This window comes from Paenibacillus sp. Dod16, from assembly GCF_049893405.1.
In the GTDB taxonomy this organism is placed as follows: domain Bacteria; phylum Bacillota; class Bacilli; order Paenibacillales; family Paenibacillaceae; genus Paenibacillus_AQ.
The window spans coordinates 23,040-46,757 of sequence record NZ_JBNDYG010000031.1; the positions used below are offsets into that span (position 1 = coordinate 23,040).

Here is a 23,718-nt window from a genome sequence, read left to right on the forward strand (position 1 = left end):
GAATCCGTCCCTGACGAAGGGAGGAGACTTGTGCCGGTTCTAAGCAGAGTGGAACCGCGGTCTAGCGCCTCTGCAGCGATAAGCTGCAGGGGCGTTTTTTATTTACAGGAATAACGATGGATAGCAAGTTGCATGCGCGATTGGAAGAGGGGAAAGAGGGAGCGTTCATGTTTAAACAGATGAAATCGGATATTCGGACAGTGTTCGAGAATGACCCGGCTGCCCGGGGACTTTTTGAAGTGGTATTCACCTACTCGGGGCTTCACGCACTGTGGGCGCACCGGGTAGCTCATGCATTATTTAAGCGGCGATGGTATACGCTGGCCAGGTTGATATCCCAGTTCAGCCGGTTTATGACAGGGATCGAGATTCATCCGGGAGCCCGTATCGGGCAGCGGCTGTTCATTGACCACGGGATGGGGGTTGTCATTGGAGAGACCTGTGAGATTGGGGATGACGTGGTGATCTACCAGGGGGTAACGCTTGGAGGAACCGGCAAGGAAAAAGGCAAGCGGCACCCGACCATCGGCAACAACGTGGTCATCGGATCGGGTGCGAAAGTGCTAGGTTCCTTTACGATTGGGGATAACTGTAACATTGGTTCCAATGCAGTCGTATTAAGACCTGTTCCCCAAAACAGCACCGTTGTTGGCAATCCGGGAAAAATCGTGAAACAGAACGGAGAGCGGGTGCGCGACCGGCTGGATCACACGAATCTGCCCGATCCGATTGTTGATATGCTCCGTTCGATGCAGAAGGAGATCGATCAGCTCCGGGCGGAGCTTCATGAGAGCAAACGAAACCAGTCTAAAGGCATGGTATCCGAGGTCGTTGTGTCTTCGGCCAAAGAAGAGTAAGCCCGTAAGCCGTGAAGGAACAATAAGCGATGGAATGAAAGGATTGAGATGATACCCTATGGCACTGCAAATCTATAACACGCTAACCCGCATGAAAGAAACGTTTGTTGCTCAGGAACCCGGGAAGGTAAAGATCTACGTGTGCGGTCCTACCGTGTACGATTATATCCATATCGGGAATGCTCGGCCGATGATCTTTTTCGACGTGGTTCGAGCTTACTTTGAGAACCAGGGTAATGATGTGAATTACGTGGTGAATTTTACGGATGTGGATGACAAAATGATCCGGAAAGCGGAGCAAACCGGGACGACCGTTCCGGAGGTCGCGGATAAGTTTATTAACGCCTATTACGAGGATCTGGACGGTCTTGGCATACCAAGAGCGACATTGAATCCACGGGTAACGGACAATATGGAGAGCATTATCGAATTCATCCAGGAACTCATTGACCGCGACTTTGCTTATGAGAACGGGGGAGATGTATTCTACCGGACCCGCAAGTTTGACGATTACGGGAAGCTGTCCCAGCAAAATCTCGACGAGCTGCAATTCGGTATCCGGATTGAGGTGGATAAGCGGAAAGAAAATCCGGAAGACTTTGTTCTATGGAAAGCCGCGAAGCCTGGAGAGATCTACTGGAGCAGTCCTTGGGGCGACGGCCGTCCAGGCTGGCATATTGAGTGTTCCGCCATGGCCCGTCGTTATCTAGGGGATACGCTGGATATCCATGGCGGCGGCCAGGACCTGCAGTTCCCGCACCATGAATGCGAAGTTGCGCAGTCGGAGGCACTGACAGGTAAACCGCTGGCGAACTATTGGATGCACAATGGATATATCCGCATCAATAACGAGAAAATGTCGAAATCGTTAGGCAATGGTGTATTGGTTAAGGAACTTCGTGAACAATATACAAAAGAAGCTATCCGCTATTTCATGTTGTCCACCCATTACCGCAACCCGCTGAATTATAGCGATGAGGTGATGGAGCAGGCGCAGAACAGCGTGGAACGTCTGGCGAATGCGGCGGCTAATATCGAGCATCGATTGAGTACCGCGATCGGTTCGAAGGACGATAACGTAAGCCAGGAAGTTTCGGATAAAATATCGGCCGTCCTTGTCGAATTTCATCAGAAGATGCAGGATGATTTCAACACGCCGGACGCCATCACCGCCATGTTCCAATGGGCCAGCGAGGCGAATCAGCTGCTGAAGGAAGCCTCGATACCTGCGGCGGACCTGCATGAAGTGCTGCGCGCTTTCAACGAAATGAACGGCGTGCTGCGCATCGTAAATACAGGCACGGATGAATTGCTGGACGAAGAGATTGAAGCTCTGATTACCGAACGTGTCGAAGCCCGGAAGAATAAAAACTGGGCCCGAGCGGATGAAATCCGCGACAAGCTGGCGGATGAAGGCATCGTGCTTGAGGATACGGCGCAGGGTATGCGCTGGCGGCGTAAATGAGCGGGCCTGAGTTTCATGATCCCGCAGTAGGCTGGTTCGATTTTCCGCCGTCGAAGCCGGCCCGGTTAATCCCGCCCATCGTGCTTGCCTATATCGGAGATGCCATTTATGAGGTGGCGGTGCGGCAGTTTTTGATATCGAGAGCGAATCTCCGCCCCCATCACTTGCACCGTTCGGCAACAGGATTTGTGTCGGCGAAGGCACAGAGCCGAATATTGGCTTATCTGGATCCGGAGTTGACGGAAGAAGAGCGCGATATTGTGCGTCAGGGACGCAACGCCAAATCTGGCAGCATCCCCAAAAATGCCGACGTCCTCGAATACCGGCATGCAACGGCATTTGAGACGCTGGTTGGGTATTTATATTATACGGGTGAGCAGGACCGGCTCCGTGAGCTCATAGGGAAGAGCATCGAGTATATTGAGGGGTCTATTAAATAGACCGTTAGACAATATCGCATCACATTGAAACGATACAGCCGGTGTTTCCGCGAGGGGACGCCGGCTGATATGCAGGAGGAGAACTACATGTTGCAAGAAGAGGAAGTAGTAGCTGGTAAGCACTCCGTAACGGAAGCGCTCAAATCAGGACGTACGATCAACAAAATATGGATTGCCGAAAATGCGCAAAAGCACCTGACCCTGCCGATCATCGCGGAAGCGAAGAAACTGGGTATTGTCATTCAGCATGTGGACAAACGCAAGCTGGATCAGATGGTTCCGGGAGTTCAGCATCAAGGCGTGGTTGCCCAAGCGGCACCCTATGCTTATGTGGAAGTGGAGGATTTGCTGAAAGTTGCAGAGGAAAAAGGCGAACCGCCTTTCTTGCTGCTTCTCGACGAGATCGAGGATCCGCACAATCTGGGCTCGATTCTCCGGACGGCAGACTGCACGGGTGCTCATGGCGTCGTACTGCCTAAGCGCAGATCCGCCCAAGTAACGGCAACGGTATCCAAAACATCCGCCGGCGCAGTGGAGTATGTGCCCGTAGCTAGGGTGACCAATCTGGGCCAAACCATCGATCAGCTGAAGGAAATGGGTGTGTGGGTTGTCGGGACCGTTGTTGATGCCGTTCAGGAATTGTATGACACCGAGGTTTTTGACGGGCCGGTTGCTATCGTTATCGGTAATGAGAATAAAGGGATGGGGCGTCTGATCCGTGAGAAATGCGATGTGCTTGTGAAACTGCCGATGGCCGGAAAGATCAACTCGCTTAATGCCTCGGTAGCCGCAGGTGTCGTTATGTACGAAGTGCTTCGCCGTCGCCGCCTTCAAGGTTAGCAATGATGGCCGATTGGCGGGATGTGCTGCTGGTCGACGGTTATAATATGATCGGCGGCTGGCCATATCTTGCGAAGCTCGCCAATAGCAGCATGCATGAAGCGCGAGACATGCTGCTGGAGAAATTAGCGGATTACCAGGCGTTCTCAGGCCTCAGAGTCGTGGTGATTTTTGACGCATACCGTGTTCCTGGACTGGGGAAATCCTACACGCAAGGCAAGGTTCAGGTGTTTTTTACGAAGGAGAAAGAAACCGCCGATGAGTGCATTGAACGGCTAGTCGGGGAGTTTAGCCACCGTCGGCGTAAAATTTATGTGGCGACCAGCGATTTAATTGAGCAGCACGTGATTTTTGCTCGGGGAGCACTCCGGCTGTCCGCCCGGGAATTGCTTAACGAGGTGGAGCAAAGTGAGCGCGAAGTGAAGCAAAAAATAACGAAAGAGCAGACTAAGAGCAGGAATACACTTGACGGGAAGCTGCCGCCGGATGTGAGACAGGCGTTCGAGCGCTGGCGAAGAGAATAGAACTGTTTTACACAATAGGGACGAGAGGTCGGCTCATTTGGAGAATGAAAACGGTATATGAATCTATGAAAAAGTTTACATTAAATGTTATTATCGGTCTATTTTAGGTAGAACGTAGTTGACGGTCTAGTAGACATCATATATACTTGTCATATATTTCAAGCGAGTGACGGGCTACCGTGCGTTCCGGGCCGGAGGGATTCTATTGAGTGTGGACCTCAAGGAAGTCATGTTGTCAGGGTATGATGTGATAAGCGATGAAGACATTGTCGAGGCGGTCCGCGAGGGTGATAGCGGGGCGCTGGAGTATTTGATCAATAAATACCGGAATTTTGTACGTGCTAAAGCCCGCTCCTATTTTCTGATTGGCGCTGACCGGGAAGATATTGTCCAGGAAGGCATGATCGGGCTGTACAAGGCAATTCGTGATTTTAAAGGGGATAAGCTGTCCTCGTTCAAGGCCTTTGCCGAGCTCTGCATTACCAGGCAGATCATTACGGCAATTAAGACCGCTACGAGACAGAAGCATATTCCGCTCAATTCGTATGTCTCATTGGACAAGCCGATTTATGATGAGGATTCGGACCGTACGCTGCTGGATGTCATTTGCGGTACTGCGGTAAGCGATCCGGAGGAACTGATCATCAATCAAGAGGAATTTGTCGGCCTGGAAGACAAGATGTCAGAGATCTTAAGCGAGCTGGAACGGAAAGTCCTGATGCTCTATTTGGACGGTCGATCCTATCAAGAGATTGCGGTAGATTTAAGGCGTCATGTAAAATCGATTGACAATGCACTCCAGCGAGTAAAGCGAAAGCTTGAACGTTATCTGGAAGTCAGGGATAATTAATAGCAAGTGTCGGATAAGAAGCAGAAGGCTCAATCAGAGCCTTTTTTTAATTGCCTGATCGTTATTGAATCAGGATGGCCGGCGAAGGATCTTTTTTATACTTTGTCGCCATTTATTTTTAGCTGGCAGATATGATAGGACGAAATTCCAAGATGTCCATTTTCGCAAAACGCAAAATGTGTAATATTTGGTGTTTCATCTCTTGGAAGATTGAACATACTGGATATAGACTAAATGCTATGCAGGATGGACAAAGACTGTGAAACGCCACAGTTTTTTACAGCGAGATGTTTACAATATTCCGGGGACTCATTCCCTGGTTTAGCTGGCAATGGCATTTATTGCAGCCCGCAATCAGAGAGAAAAAGGCTTGAAATGGCGCTATCCTTGTGATAAAGTGTTTTAGGTAGGCCTAAATTCGCGTGTTTTATGAATGGATCGTTGTTACAGCTTTTGGAACAACGGTTTTATTCATCTCGCAGAAATAACCGGGTTTCGATGAGAACAAGGTTGTTTCTACTAGGATCAATATCGATTCTTCTGACAAAGAAGGACGTCTTCGGGAGGTGCACATCATGCGGGTAATTATCACTTTGGCTTGTACAAGCTGCAAACAAAGAAACTACACAACCACCAAAAACAAGCGAAATCACCCCGACCGCATGGAGATGAAGAAATTTTGCAAGTTCTGTAACGAGCAAACTCCTCATCGCGAAACCAGATAGTTTTCTTTTGGAGGTGTAGTCGGCGTGAAACGTGGTTTCAAGTCTCTGTTTTCCTTTTTCTCTGAAAGCTGGGCGGAACTTAAAAAAGTTCGCTGGCCCAATCGTAAAGAACTGACGAACTATACTTTAATTGTTCTCGGCACCATTGTGTTTGTCACGATTTATTTTTGGGTTGTAGACATCGGTATTTCCGCTGTGATCGAAGCGATAATTTAGAAGGGTCCCAGGTGGCTTGATATGGAAAAAAGATGGTACGTAGTTCATACCTACTCTGGGTATGAGAATAAAGTCAAAGCCAATTTGGAAAAACGTGTCGAGTCCATGGGCATGGAGGACAAAATATTCCGCGTTCTTGTTCCGATGGAAGAAGAAATCGTAAACAAAGACGGCAAGAAAAAAACCGTCATGCGTAAAGTTTACCCGGGATATGTCTTGGTCGAAATGATTCAGACCGATGATTCTTGGTATGTTGTCCGCAATACACCAGGAGTGACCGGTTTTGTTGGTTCGACAGGGTCCGGTTCTAAACCGACGCCTTTGCTTCCAGAAGAAGTAGAACAGATTCTGAAGCATATGGGCATGGAAGAGCCGAAACCGAAGATCGAATTCGACATCAAGGAATCCGTTCGTATCAAGGTTGGTCCTTTTGCGAATTTTGTGGGCTCCGTGGAAGAGATTTTGGCTGAAAAGAGCAAGTTGAAAGTTCACGTCAACATGTTTGGACGGGAAACCCCGCTGGAGTTGGATTATACTCAAGTGGAGAAGATTTAATTCTTCAGGTTTCTTGTGGGAGGGCGTGTCAAAGCGTCCGCTACCACTATTGATGCAAGGAGGTGTCAACCATGGCTAAGAAAGTTATCAAGATTGTGAAACTGCAAATTCCTGCAGGTAAAGCGAATCCGGCTCCTCCAGTAGGTCCTGCATTGGGTCAAGCGGGTGTCAACATCATGGCATTCTGTAAAGAGTTCAACGCACGTACTGCTGATCAAGCTGGTCTGATCATTCCGGTTGAAATTTCGGTGTTTGAAGATCGTTCCTTTACGTTCATCACTAAAACTCCACCGGCTGCTGTTCTGCTTCGTGTGGCTGCTAAGATCGAAAAAGGATCCGGCGAGCCTAACAAGAAGAAAGTTGCTACTGTTAAGCGTGACGCTGTTCGTCAAATCGCTGAAACAAAAATGCCTGACCTGAACGCTGCATCTGTTGAAGCTGCAATGAAGATGGTAGAAGGTACTGCCCGTAGTATGGGTATCACAATCGAAGACTAATTGTCTTTTGATTGAAACCGAACTAGGTTCGGATTATGTGGGAGGAATTTCCGCTAACACCACAAAGGAGGAAAACAAACATGGCTAAACACGGTAAGAAATACGTTGAAGCTGCGAAGCTGATTGACAGCGAAGCAACTTATGAGCCTTTGGAAGCTGTAGAGCTTGTGAAGAAGGCTGCAACTGCCAAATTCGACGAAACTGTTGAAGCGGCTGTACGTTTGGGTGTAGACCCACGTAAACAAGACCAGGCTGTTCGTGGTGTTGTTGTCTTGCCTCACGGCACAGGTAAAACACAACGCGTTCTGGTATTTGCAAAAGGTGAAAAAGCGAAAGAGGCAGAAGCTGCTGGCGCTGATTTTGTTGGCGATCAAGACATGATCAACAAAATCCAACAAGGCTGGTTCGAGTTCGATGTCTGCGTAGCTACACCTGATATGATGAGTGAAGTCGGTAAACTTGGCCGTCTGCTCGGTGGTAAAGGCCTGATGCCTAACCCTAAAGCTGGTACGGTTACATTCGATGTTGCTAAGGCTGTTCAAGAAATCAAAGCCGGTAAAATCGAGTACCGTCTGGACAAAGCAGGTCAAATTCACGCGCCGATCGGTAAAGTGTCTTTCGATGCAGCTCAATTGAATGAGAACCTCAAAGCTCTCATCGATGCATTGAATCGTGCGAAACCAGCTGCTGCTAAAGGTGTATACCTGAAAGGCATCGCTGTTTCCTCGACAATGGGACCAAGCGCTCGCGTGAACACAACCGTCTACAGATAATATTACCATTGACTTTGGTCAATGAGGTTTGATATTATGTAACAGTTGTGAGTCTTCGAGACTGACCCTTAAAGTTGAATATGCTTACCGTAGACAGTAGGTGCCCTAAGCAGGCTTAATTTCCTACCGAGGTGTTATGATAGAACGTCAACAATTTGTCCGGTTACTCCGGCCAAATGATGATTCATCAGGCCTTCGTGATTCTACGGAGGCTTTTTTAGTGCCCGTAGGAAGAGCGGAGAGCTTGGTGCTCTTACGCTACTAATACAACCAGGAGGTGTAATCATTGGCAAACGCAAAAGTGATTCAAGCGAAACAAGAAGCGGTTGATGTCGTTGCTGCTAAGCTGCGCGAGAGCGTATCGACAGTAGTTGCTGACTATCGCGGACTGAACGTTGCGCAAGTAACTGAACTTCGTAAACAGCTTCGTGAAGCTGGCGTCGAGTTCCAAGTACTGAAAAACACGCTGCTTCGCCGTGCAACTGCGGCAGCAGAGCTGACTGATCTGGACGAAGTCTTGACTGGTCCAACAGCTGTTGCATTTGGTACCAATGACGCTGTCGCTCCAGCAAAAATCCTTAACGATTTTGCTAAGAAAAACGACGCGTTGAAATTGAAAGGCGGCGTAGTAGAAGGCCGTGTAATCGGAGAGAGCGAAATCAAAGCTCTGGCAGAACTTCCGTCCCGCGAAGGTCTCCTCTCCATGCTCCTCAGCGTGCTTCAAGCTCCAGTGCGCAACTTCGCGCTTGCAGTTAAGGCTGTTGCTGAGAAGGAAGAACAAGGCGCATAAGCTTTGTCTTGCTGAAGCTGTGTAATAACAACTATAAAATCTTAATAATAAATGGAGGTTCAACCCAATGAGCAAAGAGCAAATCTTGGAAGCAATTAAAGGTATGTCCGTTCTGGAACTGAACGATCTCGTAAAAGCAATCGAAGAAGAATTTGGTGTAACTGCTGCAGCTCCAGTAGCTGTTGTAGGTGGCGCTGGTGCAGCTGAAGCTGCTGAGCAATCCGAATTTGACGTAATCCTGACTAGCGCAGGCGCGTCCAAAATCAACGTAATCAAAGTGGTTCGCGAAATCACAGGTCTTGGCTTGAAAGAAGCAAAAGAACTGGTTGACAACGCTCCAAAACCATTGAAAGAAAAAGTAGCTAAAGAAGAAGCAGAAGCTGTTAAAGCTAAATTGGAAGAAGCAGGCGCATCCGTAGAAGTTAAGTAATTAACTTCTTGAGATTCACGTCAGCAAGAATCAAACCCCTTGAATATTTGTTCAAGGGGTTTGTTATTGTGGCGGGGAGATCACAAGGTACTGATTCTCCGCAAGAAAGGTTATACTGGGATAAGAGCGCTTAAGAGCGAAATATCTTAGGCGGGCAGACTTTGATTCAAGACGGAGGAAATGATGCCGAATCAACATTATTACTCGAATCAGCCGGAAATTGCTCATGACCGTAAGGAGTTAAAGACGGAGCTTCGGGGGCAGACTTTCAACTTTATCAGTGACGCGGGCGTATTCTCTAAGAGCGGCGTGGATTATGGCAGCAAGGTTTTAATAGAGGTTATGAACTTTAACCAGCATGCTGAAGTATTGGATGTAGGCTGCGGATATGGTCCGATCGGTCTGTCAGCGGCAAAAATGGCTGCGCAGGGCCATGTGACGATGATCGACATTAATAGCCGTGCTGTCGAATTAGCCAAGGAGAATGCGAAACGTAATGGTATATCCAATGTGACCATCTTGGAGAGCGATTTGTTTGCTGCGGTGCAGGGTCAGCAATTCGACGTGGTTCTCACCAATCCGCCGATTCGTGCCGGGAAAGAGACGGTTCATGCCATATTCGAAGAAGCGTGGAAGCATCTGCGTGAGGATGGGCAGCTGTGGGTTGTGATTCAGAAGAAGCAAGGCGCGCCTTCAGCGAAAGCGAAGCTGGAGAGTCTATTTCATCAGGTCGAGGAAGTAACGAAGGATAAAGGATACCGGATATTCAAAGCGACGAAATCTTCTTAAAATAGTTCGACTAGGCTGTTGACTTGGGTATGCTGGTATGGTATTATTATAAAATGTCAGTATTAGGATGGTCTCTTTGTCTTTAGTTGGCTGAAATGTCAAGACTTAATGTGTGGAAAGATGCATAAAGTCGATCATATTGACGTATAATATGTACATTTTGGGCAAATCTACAGGATATGAGATGATTATCATAACCATGGATAAGCTGCTCTTTTTTCGAAAAGGTATTCGATAAGGGCTTTTCTCTATTTATGGGAGTGTCCTCTGTATGTTCCATTATAGTGTTACAAACAGAGGTTCGCAATGAAATTTTTAAAGTGAGTAGACATGAGGGGTGAGTTTAAGTTGGCAGGACATCTTGTTCAATATGGTCGACGCACTCGGCGAAGTTATGCTCGTATTAACGAGGTACTCGAAGTTCCGAACCTGATTGAAATCCAACAAAAATCTTATGAATGGTTTTTGGAGGAAGGACTCCGCGAAATGTTCCAGGACATCTCGCCGATTCAGGATTTCACAGGTAATTTGGTGCTAGAGTTCATTGACTACAGCCTTGGAGAACCGAAATACACCGTCGATGACGCGAAAGAACGCGACGTTACTTATGCGGCGCCGCTCCGCGTGAAAGTCCGGCTCATTAACAAGGAGACCGGAGAGGTCAAGGAGCAGGAAGTGTTCATGGGAGACTTCCCGTTAATGACGGAAACCGGAACATTCATTATCAATGGTGCCGAACGGGTTATTGTCAGCCAGTTGGTTCGCTCTCCCAGCGTCTATTTCAGCACAAAAGTGGATAAAAACGGTAAGACGACGTACACTGCAACAGTTATCCCTAACCGCGGCGCTTGGCTTGAACTGGAGATGGACGCGAAGGACATTATCTATGTCCGGATCGACCGTACCCGTAAAATCCCTGTAACGGTACTTTTACGTGCACTTGGTTTTGGTACAGATGCCGAGATTCTGGATCTTCTGGGCAATGATGAATATATTCAAAATACGCTGGATAAAGACAACACCGACTCCACGGAAAAAGCGCTCATCGAAATCTATGAACGTCTTCGTCCGGGCGAGCCGCCAACACTGGAGAATGCGAAGAGCCTTCTCGTTGCCCGTTTCTTCGATCCGAAGCGTTATGATTTGGCTAATGTTGGTCGCTACAAGATCAACAAGAAGCTTCATATTAAGAACCGTCTCTTTAATCAGCGTTTGGCAGAGAGTTTGATAGACATCGATACGGGTGAGATCATTGCAGAAGCTGGTCAAACCGTAGACCGCCGTCTTTTGGACGAGATCATGCCTTACCTTGAGAAGAGCGTAGGCTTCAAGAATTATCATGTTACCGGCGGTGTGATGGACAGCGAGGATATCCCGCTGCAAACGATCGATGTATTCTCTCCGATTGAGGATGCCAAAGTCGTGAAGGTCATCGCGAACGCAAACATTGATAAATCGGTGAAGCATATTACACAGGCAGATATCATTTCTTCCATCAGCTATTTCATCAACCTGCTGCATGGGATTGGCAATACGGATGATATTGACCACCTGGGTAACCGTCGTCTGCGTTCCGTAGGCGAATTGCTTCAAAATCAGTTCCGTATCGGTTTGTCCCGGATGGAACGTGTCGTTCGTGAAAGAATGTCGATTCAGGATGCAAACGTGATTACGCCGCAGGCGCTTATCAACATACGTCCGGTTATCGCATCGATTAAAGAGTTCTTCGGTAGCTCCCAGCTGTCCCAGTTCATGGATCAGACCAACCCGCTTGCTGAACTGACGCATAAACGTCGTCTGTCTGCTCTCGGACCCGGCGGTTTGACTCGTGAGCGTGCGGGCTTTGAAGTGCGGGACGTTCACCACAGTCACTATGGCCGTATGTGTCCGATTGAGACCCCGGAGGGACCGAACATCGGTCTGATCAACTCCTTGTCGACGTTTGCTCGCATCAACGAATATGGCTTCATTGAAGCTCCGTATCGTTGGGTGGATCCGAAGACCGGTAAAGTAACGGACCAAATCGATTACCTGACTGCAGACGAAGAGGATAACTACATCGTTGCCCAGGCGAACGCCGAGCTCAACGAAGATGGTACCTTCGCTGACGAAATGGTTATCGTCCGTTATAACAAGCAGTCCGATAACATCCTTCCTATGCCGAGCGACCGTGTAGACTACATGGACGTATCGCCTAAGCAGGTCGTGTCGGTAGCGACGGCGCTCATTCCGTTCCTTGAGAACGATGACTCCAACCGCGCGCTGATGGGATCCAACATGCAGCGGCAGGCTGTTCCGCTTCTTATTCCTAAAGCTCCGCTCGTCGGAACCGGAATGGAACACAAGTCTGCGAAAGACTCCGGTGTATGTATTGTATCCAAACATGACGGGATTATTGAACGTTCATCCGCTAATGAAATCTGGGTCCGCCGTGTGGAAAATGTCGACGGACAAGAAGTCAAAGGCGATCTTATTAAACATAAATTACACAAATTTATGCGTTCGAACCAAGGAACATGCATCAATCAGCGTCCAATCGTTAAACGCGGCGATGTCATCAAAAAAGGTGACATTCTCGCAGACGGTCCATCCACGGAGATGGGCGAATTGGCACTGGGCCGCAACGTCGTTGTTGCGTTCATGACTTGGGAAGGTTACAACTACGAGGATGCGATTCTTCTCTCCGAGAAACTGGTCAAAGAGGATGTGTACACTTCGATTCATATCGAGGAGTACGAATCCGAAGCTCGTGACACGAAGCTCGGACCGGAAGAAATTACGCGTGATATTCCTAACGTAGGTGAAGAAGCGCTGAAGAACCTTGACGAGCGCGGAATTATCCGCATCGGTGCCGAAATCAGCGCCGGAGATATTCTCGTAGGTAAGGTAACGCCTAAGGGTGTAACCGAGCTGACGGCTGAAGAGCGTCTCCTGCATGCGATCTTCGGTGAGAAGGCTCGCGAAGTGCGCGATACCTCGCTGCGCGTTCCTCACGGTAGTGACGGAATCATCGTAGACGTGAAGGTGTTTACACGTGAGAACGGTGACGAATTGCCGCCGGGCGTTAACCAACTGGTTCGTGTTTACATCGCACAGAAACGTAAAATCTCCGAAGGTGACAAAATGGCCGGACGTCACGGTAACAAAGGTGTCGTTGCCCGTATTTTGCCTGAAGAAGATATGCCGTTCCTGCCAGATGGCACGCCGGTTCAAGTTGTGTTGAACCCTCTAGGGGTTCCATCACGGATGAACATCGGTCAGGTGCTCGAGGTTCACTTGGGTATGGCTGCGCTCCAGCTCGGCATTCACGTGGCTTCACCGGTATTTGACGGTGCAAGCGAGTATGACGTGTTTGATACGATGGAAGAAGCAGGCATGCAGCGCAATGGTAAGACCGTATTGTACGACGGACGGACGGGTGAACGTTTTGAACGTGAAGTTACCGTCGGCGTCATGCACATGATCAAGCTCGCGCACATGGTTGATGATAAAATTCACGCCCGTTCTACGGGACCATACTCTCTCGTTACGCAGCAGCCGCTGGGTGGTAAAGCTCAGTTCGGTGGACAGCGCTTCGGTGAGATGGAAGTGTGGGCACTTGAAGCTTACGGTGCTGCTTATACGCTGCAAGAAATTCTTACCGTCAAGTCGGATGACGTGGTCGGCCGGGTGAAAACCTACGAATCCATCGTCAAAGGCGAGAACGTTCCGGAACCGGGTGTTCCTGAATCGTTCAAGGTATTGATCAAAGAGCTTCAGTCTCTCGGTATGGATGTCAAAATCCTGAGCGAGAATGAAGAGGAAATCGAGATGAAAGAACTCGATGACGAAGACGATGCTCAAGGTGATAAACTGAGCCTTAACTTGGAAGGCACTGAAGTCGGAGTGGAATAACGGTCAATCATTCACCCCCGTCGGCTTATAAGTCGGCGGTGGTGTTATGGTCGTATAGCACATAAATAGGACTAGGTTGAGGAGGGTTGCTCCTTGTTGGACGTTAACAATTTTGAGTACATGAAAATCGGTCTTGCTTCACCGGAAAAAATTCGCTCTTGGTCTCGCGGAGAGGTGAAGAAGCCGGAAACGATTAACTACCGTACATTGAAGCCGGAGAAAGAAGGCTTGTTCTGTGAGCGGATTTTTGGTCCGCAGAAGGACTGGGAATGTCATTGCGGTAAGTATAAGCGTGTCCGTTATAAAGGAGTAGTCTGCGATCGCTGTGGCGTTGAAGTAACACGCGCTAAAGTCCGTCGTGAACGGATGGGTCATATCGAACTTGCGGCTCCTGTATCGCATATTTGGTATTTCAAAGGCATTCCAAGCCGTATGGGTCTGGCTCTGGATATGTCCCCACGATCTCTGGAGGAGATCATTTACTTCGCATCTTATGTTGTAACCGATCCGGGAGATACACCGCTGGAGAAGAAGCAACTGTTGTCCGAGAAGGAATATCGCAGCTACCGTGAGAAGTACGGTTACGGATTCCAGGCAGGCATGGGTGCTGAAGCGGTTAAGAAACTTCTTCAAGACATCGACATTGACAAAGAGCTTGAGTTCCTTAAGGAAGAATTGCGCACTGCACAGGGTCAGCGCCGCAACCGGGCCATCAAACGCCTGGAAGTAATTGAGGCGTTCCGTAACTCCGGCAACAATCCGGAGTGGATGATCATGGATGTGCTGCCGGTCATTCCGCCGGAGCTTCGCCCGATGGTTCAACTTGATGGTGGACGCTTTGCGACCTCCGACTTGAACGATCTGTACCGTCGTGTTATTAACCGGAACAACCGTCTGAAAAGACTGCTGGATCTCGGCGCGCCGGATATTATCGTTCAGAACGAGAAGCGCATGCTGCAGGAAGCTGTCGATGCACTGATCGATAACGGCCGCCGCGGTCGTCCGGTCACAGGTCCTGGTAACCGTCCGCTTAAATCCCTCAGCCACATGCTGAAAGGTAAACAAGGACGTTTCCGTCAGAACTTGCTCGGTAAACGGGTTGACTATTCCGGTCGTTCCGTTATCGTTGTAGGTCCTTACCTGAAAATGTATCAATGCGGTCTGCCTAAGAAAATGGCGCTTGAGCTCTTCAAGCCGTTTGTTATGAAAGAACTGGTCAACAAAGGCCTTGCACATAATATCAAGAGTGCGAAGCGCAAAGTAGAACGTGTAAGTCCAGAAGTATGGGATGTGCTCGAAGAGGTTATTAAAGAGCATCCGGTTCTTCTGAACCGTGCACCGACGCTTCACAGACTCGGTATTCAAGCATTTGAACCGATTCTGGTTGAGGGCCATGCGATCCGTCTTCACCCGCTCGTATGTACAGCGTATAACGCTGACTTTGACGGTGACCAAATGGCGGTTCACGTTCCTTTGTCAGCTGAAGCTCAAGCTGAAGCACGTCTTTTGATGCTGGCATCGGGTAACATTTTGAACCCGAAAGACGGTAAGCCGGTTGTTACGCCTTCTCAGGATATGGTACTGGGTTCCTTCTATCTGACTATGGATAACAAGGAAGAAAAAGGTACCGGCATGATTCTGGGCAGCGTGAACGAAGCGGTTTCCGCTTATCAGCGTGAAGCAGCTGGTCTGCATGCACGCGTAGCGATTCCGGTGAAAGCTCTTGGCAAAACCAGCTTCACGGAAAAACAGCAGGATGCGATTTTGATTACGACGATCGGCCGGATTATCTTTAACGAGATTTTCCCTGCCAGCTTCCCGTACATCAATGAAGCGACTCGTACGAACCTGCTGCAAGGCACGCCTGAGAAGTATTTCGTATACGAGAAGGGTGCAGATATTCAAAAAGTGATTCAGGAACTGCCAATCAGCGGTGCTGTTGGTAAGGAATATCTGGGTTCCATCATTGCACGCTGCTTCGAAACGTACCATACAACGGAAACCTCTGTGATTTTGGATAAAATCAAGCAGCTCGGTTTCACCTATTCCACTCGAGCAGGCGTAACGGTTGCGGTATCCGACGTTATCGTCCCTGACGAGAAAAATGAAATTCTGAAAGAGTCCGACGAGAAGGTTAAAGTGGTAACGAACCAATATCGCCGCGGCTTGATTACGAATGAAGAACGTTATGATCGTGTTATCGATATCTGGTCCAAGACCAAGGACGATATCACGGATGTACTCATGAAATCGATGGACCGCTTTAACTCCATCATGCTCATGGTAGATTCCAAAGCACGGGGTAACAAATCGCAGATCACTCAGCTCGGCGGTATGCGGGGTCTGATGGCGAACCCGTCGGGTCGTATCATCGAACTCCCAATCAAATCGAACTTCCGTGAAGGACTGACGGTACTCGAGTACTTCCTGTCCACGCACGGTGCGCGTAAAGGTCTTGCCGATACGGCGCTTCGTACCGCTGACTCCGGTTACTTGACTCGTCGACTTGTTGACGTAGCCCAGGATGTTATCGTTCGCGAAGATGAGTGCAGCACGGATAAAGGCTTTACCGTTAGCCGTATTCAGGACGGTAAAGAAGTTATCGAGGATCTCTACGACCGTATTGAGGGACGTTATGCATTTGAAACTGTCCGTCATCCGGAAACGAAAGAGATCATCGTGAACCGTAACGAATTGATTGACTCCGACAAAGCTGAGGAAATCGTAGCAGCTGGCGTTGAGAAGCTTCAAATTCGTTCCATCTTGAGCTGCCGTGCGCGTTATGGCGTCTGCAAAAAATGTTACGGCCGTAACCTGGCTACTGGTAAGCATGTTGAGATTGGTGAAGCGGTTGGTATTATCGCAGCTCAATCCATCGGCGAGCCGGGAACACAGCTCACGATGCGTACGTTCCACACAGGCGGCGTTGCCGGCGATGATATTACACAAGGTCTTCCGCGTATCCAGGAGCTCTTTGAAGCCCGTAATCCTAAAGGTCAAGCGACCATTAGTGAGATCGACGGTGTGGTTAAAGAGATTCGCGAAACGAAGGACCGTCGTGAAATCGAAGTACAAGGTGAAGCTGAGACTAAGGTTTACGCTGTTACCTATGGCTCCCGTCTGCGCGTAAGCGAAGGCAAGCAAATTGAAGCCGGGGATGAACTGACCGATGGTTCCATTGATCCGAAGGAAATGCTTCGTATCAAAGGTATCCGTGGCGTGCAGAACTACATCCTTCAGGAAGTTCAACGCGTATACCGTAACCAAGGCGTAGAAATTAATGATAAACACGTTGAGGTTATGATCAGACAGATGCTGCGTAAATTCCGTATCGTTGATGCGGGAGATACGACCCTGCTGCCAGGCTCCTTCGTGGATATGCATGAATACGAGACAGCTAATAAAGACGCTATTCTCTCCGGGAAAGAACCAGCGGTTGCTAAACCGGTTCTCCTCGGGATTACAAAAGCATCTCTCGAAACGGATTCGTTCTTGTCAGCAGCCTCCTTCCAAGAGACGACTCGCGTGTTGACTGACGCTGCCATCAAAGGTAAAGTCGATCAGCTGCTTGGTCTGAAAGAGAATGTTATCATTGGTAAACTGATCCCTGCAGGTACCGGTATGAACCGTTATCGCAGCGTGAAGTTCGAGGGGCAAAACGATGTGAATGACGAAAGTCAGGAACTCGAAACAGCTTCTATAGATTAAGAAACAGTCAGGCGATGAGGAGATTTCCGTATCTTAAGATGCGGAAGCCTCCTCGTCCCAAAGTTTCTTTTTTCCTGATTTAATAGCTTGACATCGATTAGGGCAGATGCTAATATAGCAAAGGTGCGTGAATAGTTTCTTTGTTCCCTGTTCTTTTGGAGGAATGACTTATGTCTAATGATAAAGGATTACAGGATGCACACATCAAGATTGGCACCAAACAAACGATGAAGGCCGTTGAATCCGGTTTGGCTACAGAGGTATATGTGGCTGAAGATTGCGACCAACGTTTGATTTCAAAAGTCGTATCCGAGTGTGATAAGAATGGCGTGCATATCAACTATGTACCCACGATGATAGAGCTTGGAGAAGCATGCGGTATTGAAGTTGGTGCAGCTATGGTAGCTGTCTTGAAATCATGATTTGAGAAATCGTTTTTGTTGGAGAAGGCGTTACTTCTCTCGGCAAAAACTTTTCATTTGTTCTTTTATGAACCGCCTGGGTCTGTGGACTTAAACGGGGTTTGTAATCGAATGATAAATACGGGAAGGGGGTGGCTAGCATGCCAACAATTAACCAACTGGTTCGCAAGGGCCGTCAAGCTAAAGTTTACAAATCGAAATCTCCAGCTCTTCAAAAAGGTTTTAACGCTTTGAAACGTGAGGAGACCGACTTGAGCGCTCCGCAAAAACGCGGTGTATGCACTCGTGTAGGCACAATGACGCCGAAAAAACCGAACTCCGCACTTCGTAAATATGCTCGTGTTCGCTTGACGAACCGCATTGAGGTGACGGCTTACATTCCGGGTATCGGACATAACTTGCAAGAGCACAGTGTTGTATTGGTTCGCGGTGGACGGGTAAAAGACCTTCCGGGTGTACGTTACCATATCGTTCGCGGCGCACTTGATACCGCTGGTGTAAACAACCGGATGCAAGCTCGTTCCAAATACGGCACGAAGCGTCCTAAAGCAAAAAGCTAATTGATGCTCATGTTTTCGTAACATGACTCATGACTGAAGAAAGGGGGATATCCATGCCACGCAAAGGTCCAGTAACTAAAAGAGACGTGCTGCCAGATCCAGTGTATAACAGCAAGCTGGTAACTCGTCTGATCAACCGCATCATGTTGGATGGTAAAAGAGGTGTTGCTCAAAGCATCCTTTACAATTCGTTCAACATCATCAAGGAACGTACTGGTAATGATCCGATGGAAGTGTTTGAAGCAGCTATCAAGAACATCATGCCAGTATTGGAAGTTAAAGCTCGTCGTGTCGGCGGTGCTAACTACCAGGTTCCGATCGAAGTTAAACCAGAGAGACGTACATCCCTTGGATTACGTTGGCTCGTAAACTACTCCCGCAACCGCGGCGAGAAAACCATGGAAGAGCGTTTGGCGGCTGAGATCATCGATGCTTCCAACAACACAGGCGCTTCCGTTAAGAAACGCGAAGATACACACAAAATGGCTGAAGCGAACAAAGCGTTTGCTCACTACCGTTGGTAGGATTCAGCAACTAATTAATACTTCTAATTTTGAAGGGAGACTATTCGCATGGCGACAAGAGAGTTCTCCTTGAAAAATACACGTAATATCGGGATCATGGCGCATATTGACGCTGGTAAAACGACCACTACAGAGCGGATTTTGTTCTATACAGGCCGTACGCACAAAATCGGGGAAGTTCACGAGGGTGCAGCTACAATGGACTGGATGGAGCAGGAGCAGGAGCGCGGTATCACGATTACATCCGCTGCGACTACCGCTTCTTGGAAGGGTCATCGCGTTAATATTATCGACACCCCGGGGCACGTTGACTTCACAGTAGAAGTTGAACGTTCCCTTCGTGTATTGGATGGGGCAGTAGGTGTATTCAGTGCGAAAGAGGGCGTTGAACCTCAGTCGGAGACTGTTTGGAGACAAGCAGACCGTTATGGAGTTCCGCGGATCGCATACGTAAACAAAATGGATATTATCGGTGCCGACTACTTGAACGTAGTTAAAGATATGAGAGAGCGTCTGCAAGCGAATGCGGTAGCGATTCAGCTTCCGATCGGTGCAGAGAATGATTTCATTGGCATCATCGATATTATCGAGGAAAAAGCTTATATGTATAAGGATGACCTCGGTCAAAATATCGAAGAAACCGAAATTCCAGCAGAATTCAAGGATCAAGTGGAAGAGCTTCGCAACGAGCTTGTTGAGAAGGTAGCAGAACTTGACGAAGACTTGACAATGAAATATCTTGAAGGTGAAGAAATCACCATCGCTGAGTTGAAAGCTGCTCTGCGTAAAGGTGTTGTCGAAGTTAAGATCTTCCCGGTTATCTGTGGATCTTCTTACCGTAACAAAGGTGTTCAGCTGATGCTTGATGCTGTAATCGATTATTTGCCGGCTCCAACTGACGTTCCAGACATCAAGGGTACCCTTGAAGACGGAACTGAAGCTATCCGTCATTCTTCCGATGAAGAGCCGTTCTCGGCTTTGGCATTCAAAATCGCTACGGACCCTTATGTTGGTAAGCTGACATTCTTCCGCGTATACTCCGGTGTACTGCAATCCGGCTCTTACGTACTGAATGCAACTAAAGGTAAGCGTGAGCGCATCGGTCGTATCCTTCAAATGCATGCGAACAGCCGTCAAGAAATTTCCGAAGTATTCGCCGGAGATATCGCAGCTGCCGTAGGTTTGAAAGATACGGGTACAGGTGATACACTATGTGATGAGAAAAACCCGGTTATCCTGGAGTCCATGAACTTCCCTGATCCGGTTATCGAAATCGCAGTAGAACCTAAGACAAAAGCTGACCAAGATAAAATGGGTGTGGCTCTCGGTAAGTTGACGGAAGAGGATCCAACTCTTCGTGCACATACTGATGAAGAAACAGGCCAAACGATCCTGGCAGGTATGGGTGAGCTTCACTTGGACATCATCATCGACCGTATGCGTCGTGAGTTCAAGGTAGAAACTAACGTGGGTAAACCACAAGTAGCTTACCGCGAAACATTCCGTGCACCAGCTCGCGTTGAAGGTAAATTCGTTCGTCAGTCCGGTGGTCGTGGACAATACGGTCACGTATGGGTTGAGTTCGAACCTCTGGAACCAGGTAGCGGTAACCAATTCGACAGCAAAGTTGTCGGTGGTTCGGTACCAAGAGAATACATTGGTCCAGCACAACAAGGTATTGAAGAGCAAATGAAGAACGGTGTACTCGCCGGCTTCCCGCTTGTTGACGTTAAAGCAACAATCGTTGACGGTTCTTACCATGATGTTGACTCCAATGAAATGGCGTTTAAAATCGCCGGTTCCATGGCTCTGAAAGCAGCTAAAGACAAGTGTAAGCCTGTCCTGCTTGAGCCAATCATGAAAGTTGAAGTTACCGTGCCTGAGGAATACATGGGCGACGTAATGGGTATGCTGAACTCCCGCCGTGGACGTATCGAAGGTATGGACTCCCGTGGTGGTACTCAAATTATCCGTGCGAAAGTACCTCTTTCCGAAATGTTCGGTTACTCCACTACCCTTCGCTCCGGTACACAAGGACGCGGTGTGTTCTCCATGGAACTCTCCCACTACGAAGAAGTTCCTAAGAATATCTCCGATGAAATTGTGTCCAAGATCAAAGGCGGAGAGTAATAACGTTTTACCTGCTGGATAGGAGGCGGGACCAACATCCCGTTAACTCCGCTTCCGGCCTAACATATATATCCCCTTAAGGAGGAATTGTTCAAATGGCAAAGGCTAAATACGAACGTACGAAACCCCATGTTAACATCGGTACTATCGGTCACGTTGACCATGGTAAAACAACTTTGACAGCTGCAATCACATCTGTATTGTCCAAAACTTACGGTGGTGCTGCAATGTCTTTCGACCAAATCGACAAGGCTCCAGAAGAGCGCGAGCGCGGTATCACAATTTCAACTTCCCACGTTGAATACGAAACTGATACTCGTCACTATGCACACGTTGACTGCCCAGGTCACGCTGACTATGTTAAAAACATGATCACTGGTGCTGCTCAAATGGACGGAGCAATCCTGGTTGTATCCGCAGCTGACGGCCCAATGCCGCAAACTCGTGAGCACATCCTGTTGTCCCGCCAAGTAGGCGTTCCTTACATCGTTGTATTCTTGAACAAATGCGACATGGTTGAAGACGAAGAGCTCTTGGAATTGGTTGAGATGGAAGTTCGCGACCTGCTGAGCGAGTATGACTTCCCAGGCGACGACACTCCGATCACTCGTGGTTCCGCTCGTGAAGCTCTGCAAAACCCAGAAGGCGAATGGGCACAAAAAATCGTTGAAATGTTCAAAACAATCGACGAGTACATCCCATTGCCTGAGCGCGACACTGACAAGCCTTTCTTGATGCCTGTCGAGGACGTATTCTCCATCACTGGTCGTGGTACCGTTGCTACAGGTCGTGTAGAGCGTGGTACGATCAAAGTTGGTGACGAGATCGAAATCGTTGGTATCGCTGAAGAAACTAAGAAATCCGTTGTTACGGGCGTTGAGATGTTCCGTAAATTGCTGGATTCCGCACAAGCTGGTGACAACATCGGTGCATTGCTTCGTGGTGTTGAGCGTACTCAAATCGAGCGCGGTCAAGTACTTGCTAAGCCTGCTTCCGTTAAACCACACACAGAGTTCACAGCTCAAGTATACGTACTGAGCAAAGAAGAAGGCGGACGTCATAAGCCTTTCTTCACTGGCTACCGTCCACAGTTCTACTTCCGTACTACGGACGTAACTGGCGTGATCAACTTGCCAGAGGGTTCTGAAATGGTTATGCCTGGTGATAACATCACTGTAACGGTTAGCCTGATCAACCCAATCGCGATTGAAGAAGGAACTAAGTTCTCCATTCGTGAAGGCGGCCGTACCGTAGGTGCTGGTTCCGTTGCAAGCATCATTAAATAATTAAGGCTTACGAACAGCCTTGAATATAGCAACAGTGTATTGTAACGAGTAACAATGTGATGTCCTGATAAAAGAGTCTGATCCTTTGGATCAGGCTCTTTTCCTATTTGAGATCGGTTCGAGTAACCTGATTACAAGCTCCGAAGGATATTAGCGGTTTAGATTCGAAACTATCTATTATATAGAAGAGATCACATACAATATGATATGCGTGAGCGATGAAGTCTATTAACCAAGTCCTGCAACTTTCGGTTAATGATGCAAATACATATTAATTATGAATTAGTGCTTGCAATACGCCTATCTTTTATATATAATAGTGAATGTTGTTCTGCGACGTTGCGATGATGTGAGAGGTTACCGACACACCCGGCCCCTTTGCCATGAGGTGGGTGGTTGGAAAATTTTCGCGGAGTATGTCCGATACCAAATTGGGCGATAGAAGGAGGGAATAAAATGGCAAAGCAAAAAATTCGTATTCGCTTGAAAGCATACGACCACAGAGTTCTTGATCAATCCGCTGAGAAAATTGTTGAGACAGCAAAACGTTCGGGTGCTGGTGTATCCGGTCCGATCCCGCTGCCAACTGAGAAACAAGTAATTACCATTCTCCGTGCGGTGCACAAGTATAAGGATTCTCGGGAACAGTTCGAAATGCGTACACATAAACGCTTGATCGACATCGTGAACCCGACTCCACAAACTGTGGATGCCTTGATGCGCTTGGACCTGCCGTCCGGTGTAGATATCGAAATCAAACTGTAAGCATTGCATAATGAATTAGAGAAGAGAAAAGAGGTGTCAACATGAAAGGTATCTTAGGTAGAAAGCTCGGAATGACTCAAGTGTTTACCCCTGAGGGTGTTGTAATTCCTGTAACGGTTATCGAAGCAGGTCCTTGTGTTGTTCTTCAAAAGAAAGATCTGGAAAACGACGGATACGAAGCGATTCAAGTCGGTTTCTCTGATAAGAAAGAGAACAGATCTAACAAACCAGAAGCAGGCCATGCGAAAAAAGCAAACACTGCGCCTAAGCGCTACGTTCGCGAAATTCGCGGTGTTGACCTCGCGAGTGTCGAGGTTGGACAAGAGCTGAAGGCTGATGTCTTCGCAGAAGGCGAATTTGTTGACGTAACGGGTATTTCCAAAGGTAAAGGTTTCCAAGGTGTAATCAAGCGTTGGGGCCAAAGCCGCGGACCAATGTCTCACGGTTCCCGTTATCACCGTAGACCAGGTTCCATGGGTTCGATCCAGGCAAACCGTGTTCCTAAAGGAAAACGCCTGCCAGGTCACATGGGCAATGAGACAGTTACGATTCAAAAGCTCGAAGTTGTTAAAGTCGATGCAGAGCGTAACGTAATCCTTGTAAAAGGTTCTATTCCTGGACCTAAAAAAGGTTTCGTTCAAATCAAAGAAACGGTGAAGAAATAATCGCCTAAAGAAA

23 protein-coding genes and 1 other annotated feature are annotated in these 23,718 nt (G+C 48.2%); all 23 genes read left to right on the top strand.

Features of this window, described 5'->3' with window-relative positions; genetic code table 11:
• Nucleotides 1-167 precede the first annotated feature (167 nt).
• Nucleotides 168-857: a serine O-acetyltransferase gene (gene cysE, locus ACPV3A_RS21690; RefSeq protein WP_426201077.1), complete on the top strand. Its 690-nt coding sequence runs from the start codon at nt 168-170 to the stop codon at nt 855-857.
• 58 nt (nt 858-915) lie between these two features.
• Nucleotides 916-2,322, top strand: coding sequence for a cysteine--tRNA ligase (gene cysS / locus ACPV3A_RS21695; RefSeq protein WP_426201079.1), 1,407 nt, complete (start codon nt 916-918; stop codon nt 2,320-2,322).
• Nucleotides 2,319-2,762, top strand: a complete 444-nt coding sequence (locus tag ACPV3A_RS21700) for a Mini-ribonuclease 3 (protein ID WP_339220160.1) — start codon at nt 2,319-2,321, stop codon at nt 2,760-2,762. The genes cysS and ACPV3A_RS21700 overlap by 4 nt, the downstream gene beginning before the upstream one ends.
• An 87-nt stretch (nt 2,763-2,849) precedes the next feature.
• Nucleotides 2,850-3,602, top strand: a complete 753-nt coding sequence (gene rlmB / locus ACPV3A_RS21705) for a 23S rRNA (guanosine(2251)-2'-O)-methyltransferase RlmB (protein ID WP_426201082.1) — start codon at nt 2,850-2,852, stop codon at nt 3,600-3,602.
• 5 nt (nt 3,603-3,607) lie between these two features.
• Nucleotides 3,608-4,126, top strand: a complete 519-nt coding sequence (locus ACPV3A_RS21710; RefSeq protein WP_071221026.1) for an NYN domain-containing protein — start codon at nt 3,608-3,610, stop codon at nt 4,124-4,126.
• Nucleotides 4,127-4,331: 205 nt separating this feature from the next.
• Nucleotides 4,332-4,976, top strand: a complete 645-nt coding sequence (gene sigH / locus ACPV3A_RS21715) for an RNA polymerase sporulation sigma factor SigH (RefSeq protein WP_194544959.1) — start codon at nt 4,332-4,334, stop codon at nt 4,974-4,976.
• A 575-nt stretch (nt 4,977-5,551) separates the two neighbouring features.
• Complete coding sequence (gene rpmG / locus ACPV3A_RS21720; RefSeq protein ID WP_006212941.1) at nt 5,552-5,701, top strand: 50S ribosomal protein L33; 150 nt, start codon at nt 5,552-5,554, stop codon at nt 5,699-5,701.
• Between the two features lie 24 nt (nt 5,702-5,725).
• A complete protein-coding gene (secE, locus tag ACPV3A_RS21725; protein WP_006212940.1) occupies nt 5,726-5,917 on the top strand; it encodes a preprotein translocase subunit SecE in 192 nt (63 codons plus the stop codon).
• Nucleotides 5,918-5,938: 21 nt separating this feature from the next.
• A complete protein-coding gene (gene nusG / locus ACPV3A_RS21730; RefSeq protein ID WP_006212939.1) occupies nt 5,939-6,472 on the top strand; it encodes a transcription termination/antitermination protein NusG in 534 nt (177 codons plus the stop codon).
• A 71-nt stretch (nt 6,473-6,543) separates the two neighbouring features.
• Nucleotides 6,544-6,969: a 50S ribosomal protein L11 gene (gene rplK / locus ACPV3A_RS21735; RefSeq protein WP_076326233.1), complete on the top strand. Its 426-nt coding sequence runs from the start codon at nt 6,544-6,546 to the stop codon at nt 6,967-6,969.
• A gap of 80 nt (nt 6,970-7,049) precedes the next feature.
• The gene (gene rplA, locus ACPV3A_RS21740; RefSeq protein WP_009591966.1) at nt 7,050-7,742 is read left to right on the top strand and encodes a 50S ribosomal protein L1; all 693 of its coding nucleotides are present in this window, start codon (nt 7,050-7,052) and stop codon (nt 7,740-7,742) included.
• A 69-nt stretch (nt 7,743-7,811) separates the two neighbouring features.
• Nucleotides 7,812-7,970, top strand: a sequence feature (ribosomal protein L10 leader region).
• 58 nt (nt 7,971-8,028) lie between these two features.
• Nucleotides 8,029-8,532 (top strand): 50S ribosomal protein L10, encoded by a 504-nt coding sequence (gene rplJ / locus ACPV3A_RS21745; protein ID WP_009591975.1) that lies wholly within the window; start codon nt 8,029-8,031, stop codon nt 8,530-8,532.
• A gap of 67 nt (nt 8,533-8,599) precedes the next feature.
• Nucleotides 8,600-8,962, top strand: coding sequence for a 50S ribosomal protein L7/L12 (gene rplL, locus ACPV3A_RS21750; protein WP_076326231.1), 363 nt, complete (start codon nt 8,600-8,602; stop codon nt 8,960-8,962).
• A 183-nt stretch (nt 8,963-9,145) separates the two neighbouring features.
• A complete protein-coding gene (locus tag ACPV3A_RS21755) occupies nt 9,146-9,751 on the top strand; it encodes a class I SAM-dependent methyltransferase (RefSeq protein ID WP_339224615.1) in 606 nt (201 codons plus the stop codon).
• 348 nt (nt 9,752-10,099) lie between these two features.
• Nucleotides 10,100-13,645, top strand: coding sequence for a DNA-directed RNA polymerase subunit beta (gene rpoB / locus ACPV3A_RS21760; RefSeq protein ID WP_071221023.1), 3,546 nt, complete (start codon nt 10,100-10,102; stop codon nt 13,643-13,645).
• A gap of 93 nt (nt 13,646-13,738) precedes the next feature.
• Complete coding sequence (gene rpoC / locus ACPV3A_RS21765) at nt 13,739-17,353, top strand: DNA-directed RNA polymerase subunit beta' (RefSeq protein WP_194544705.1); 3,615 nt, start codon at nt 13,739-13,741, stop codon at nt 17,351-17,353.
• A gap of 170 nt (nt 17,354-17,523) precedes the next feature.
• Entirely contained in the window at nt 17,524-17,775 is a 252-nt protein-coding gene (locus tag ACPV3A_RS21770; RefSeq protein WP_015737626.1) for a ribosomal L7Ae/L30e/S12e/Gadd45 family protein, read from the top strand.
• 140 nt (nt 17,776-17,915) lie between these two features.
• Nucleotides 17,916-18,335, top strand: coding sequence for a 30S ribosomal protein S12 (rpsL, locus tag ACPV3A_RS21775; protein WP_006212930.1), 420 nt, complete (start codon nt 17,916-17,918; stop codon nt 18,333-18,335).
• A gap of 53 nt (nt 18,336-18,388) precedes the next feature.
• Entirely contained in the window at nt 18,389-18,859 is a 471-nt protein-coding gene (gene rpsG / locus ACPV3A_RS21780) for a 30S ribosomal protein S7 (protein ID WP_006212929.1), read from the top strand.
• Between the two features lie 48 nt (nt 18,860-18,907).
• Nucleotides 18,908-20,989 (top strand): elongation factor G, encoded by a 2,082-nt coding sequence (gene fusA / locus ACPV3A_RS21785; protein WP_090914106.1) that lies wholly within the window; start codon nt 18,908-18,910, stop codon nt 20,987-20,989.
• A gap of 95 nt (nt 20,990-21,084) precedes the next feature.
• A complete protein-coding gene (gene tuf, locus ACPV3A_RS21790) occupies nt 21,085-22,275 on the top strand; it encodes an elongation factor Tu (RefSeq protein WP_194544704.1) in 1,191 nt (396 codons plus the stop codon).
• 456 nt (nt 22,276-22,731) lie between these two features.
• Complete coding sequence (rpsJ, locus tag ACPV3A_RS21795) at nt 22,732-23,040, top strand: 30S ribosomal protein S10 (RefSeq protein WP_009589214.1); 309 nt, start codon at nt 22,732-22,734, stop codon at nt 23,038-23,040.
• A gap of 41 nt (nt 23,041-23,081) precedes the next feature.
• Complete coding sequence (rplC, locus tag ACPV3A_RS21800) at nt 23,082-23,705, top strand: 50S ribosomal protein L3 (RefSeq protein WP_009589211.1); 624 nt, start codon at nt 23,082-23,084, stop codon at nt 23,703-23,705.
• The last annotated feature ends 13 nt before the right edge of the window (nt 23,706-23,718 follow it).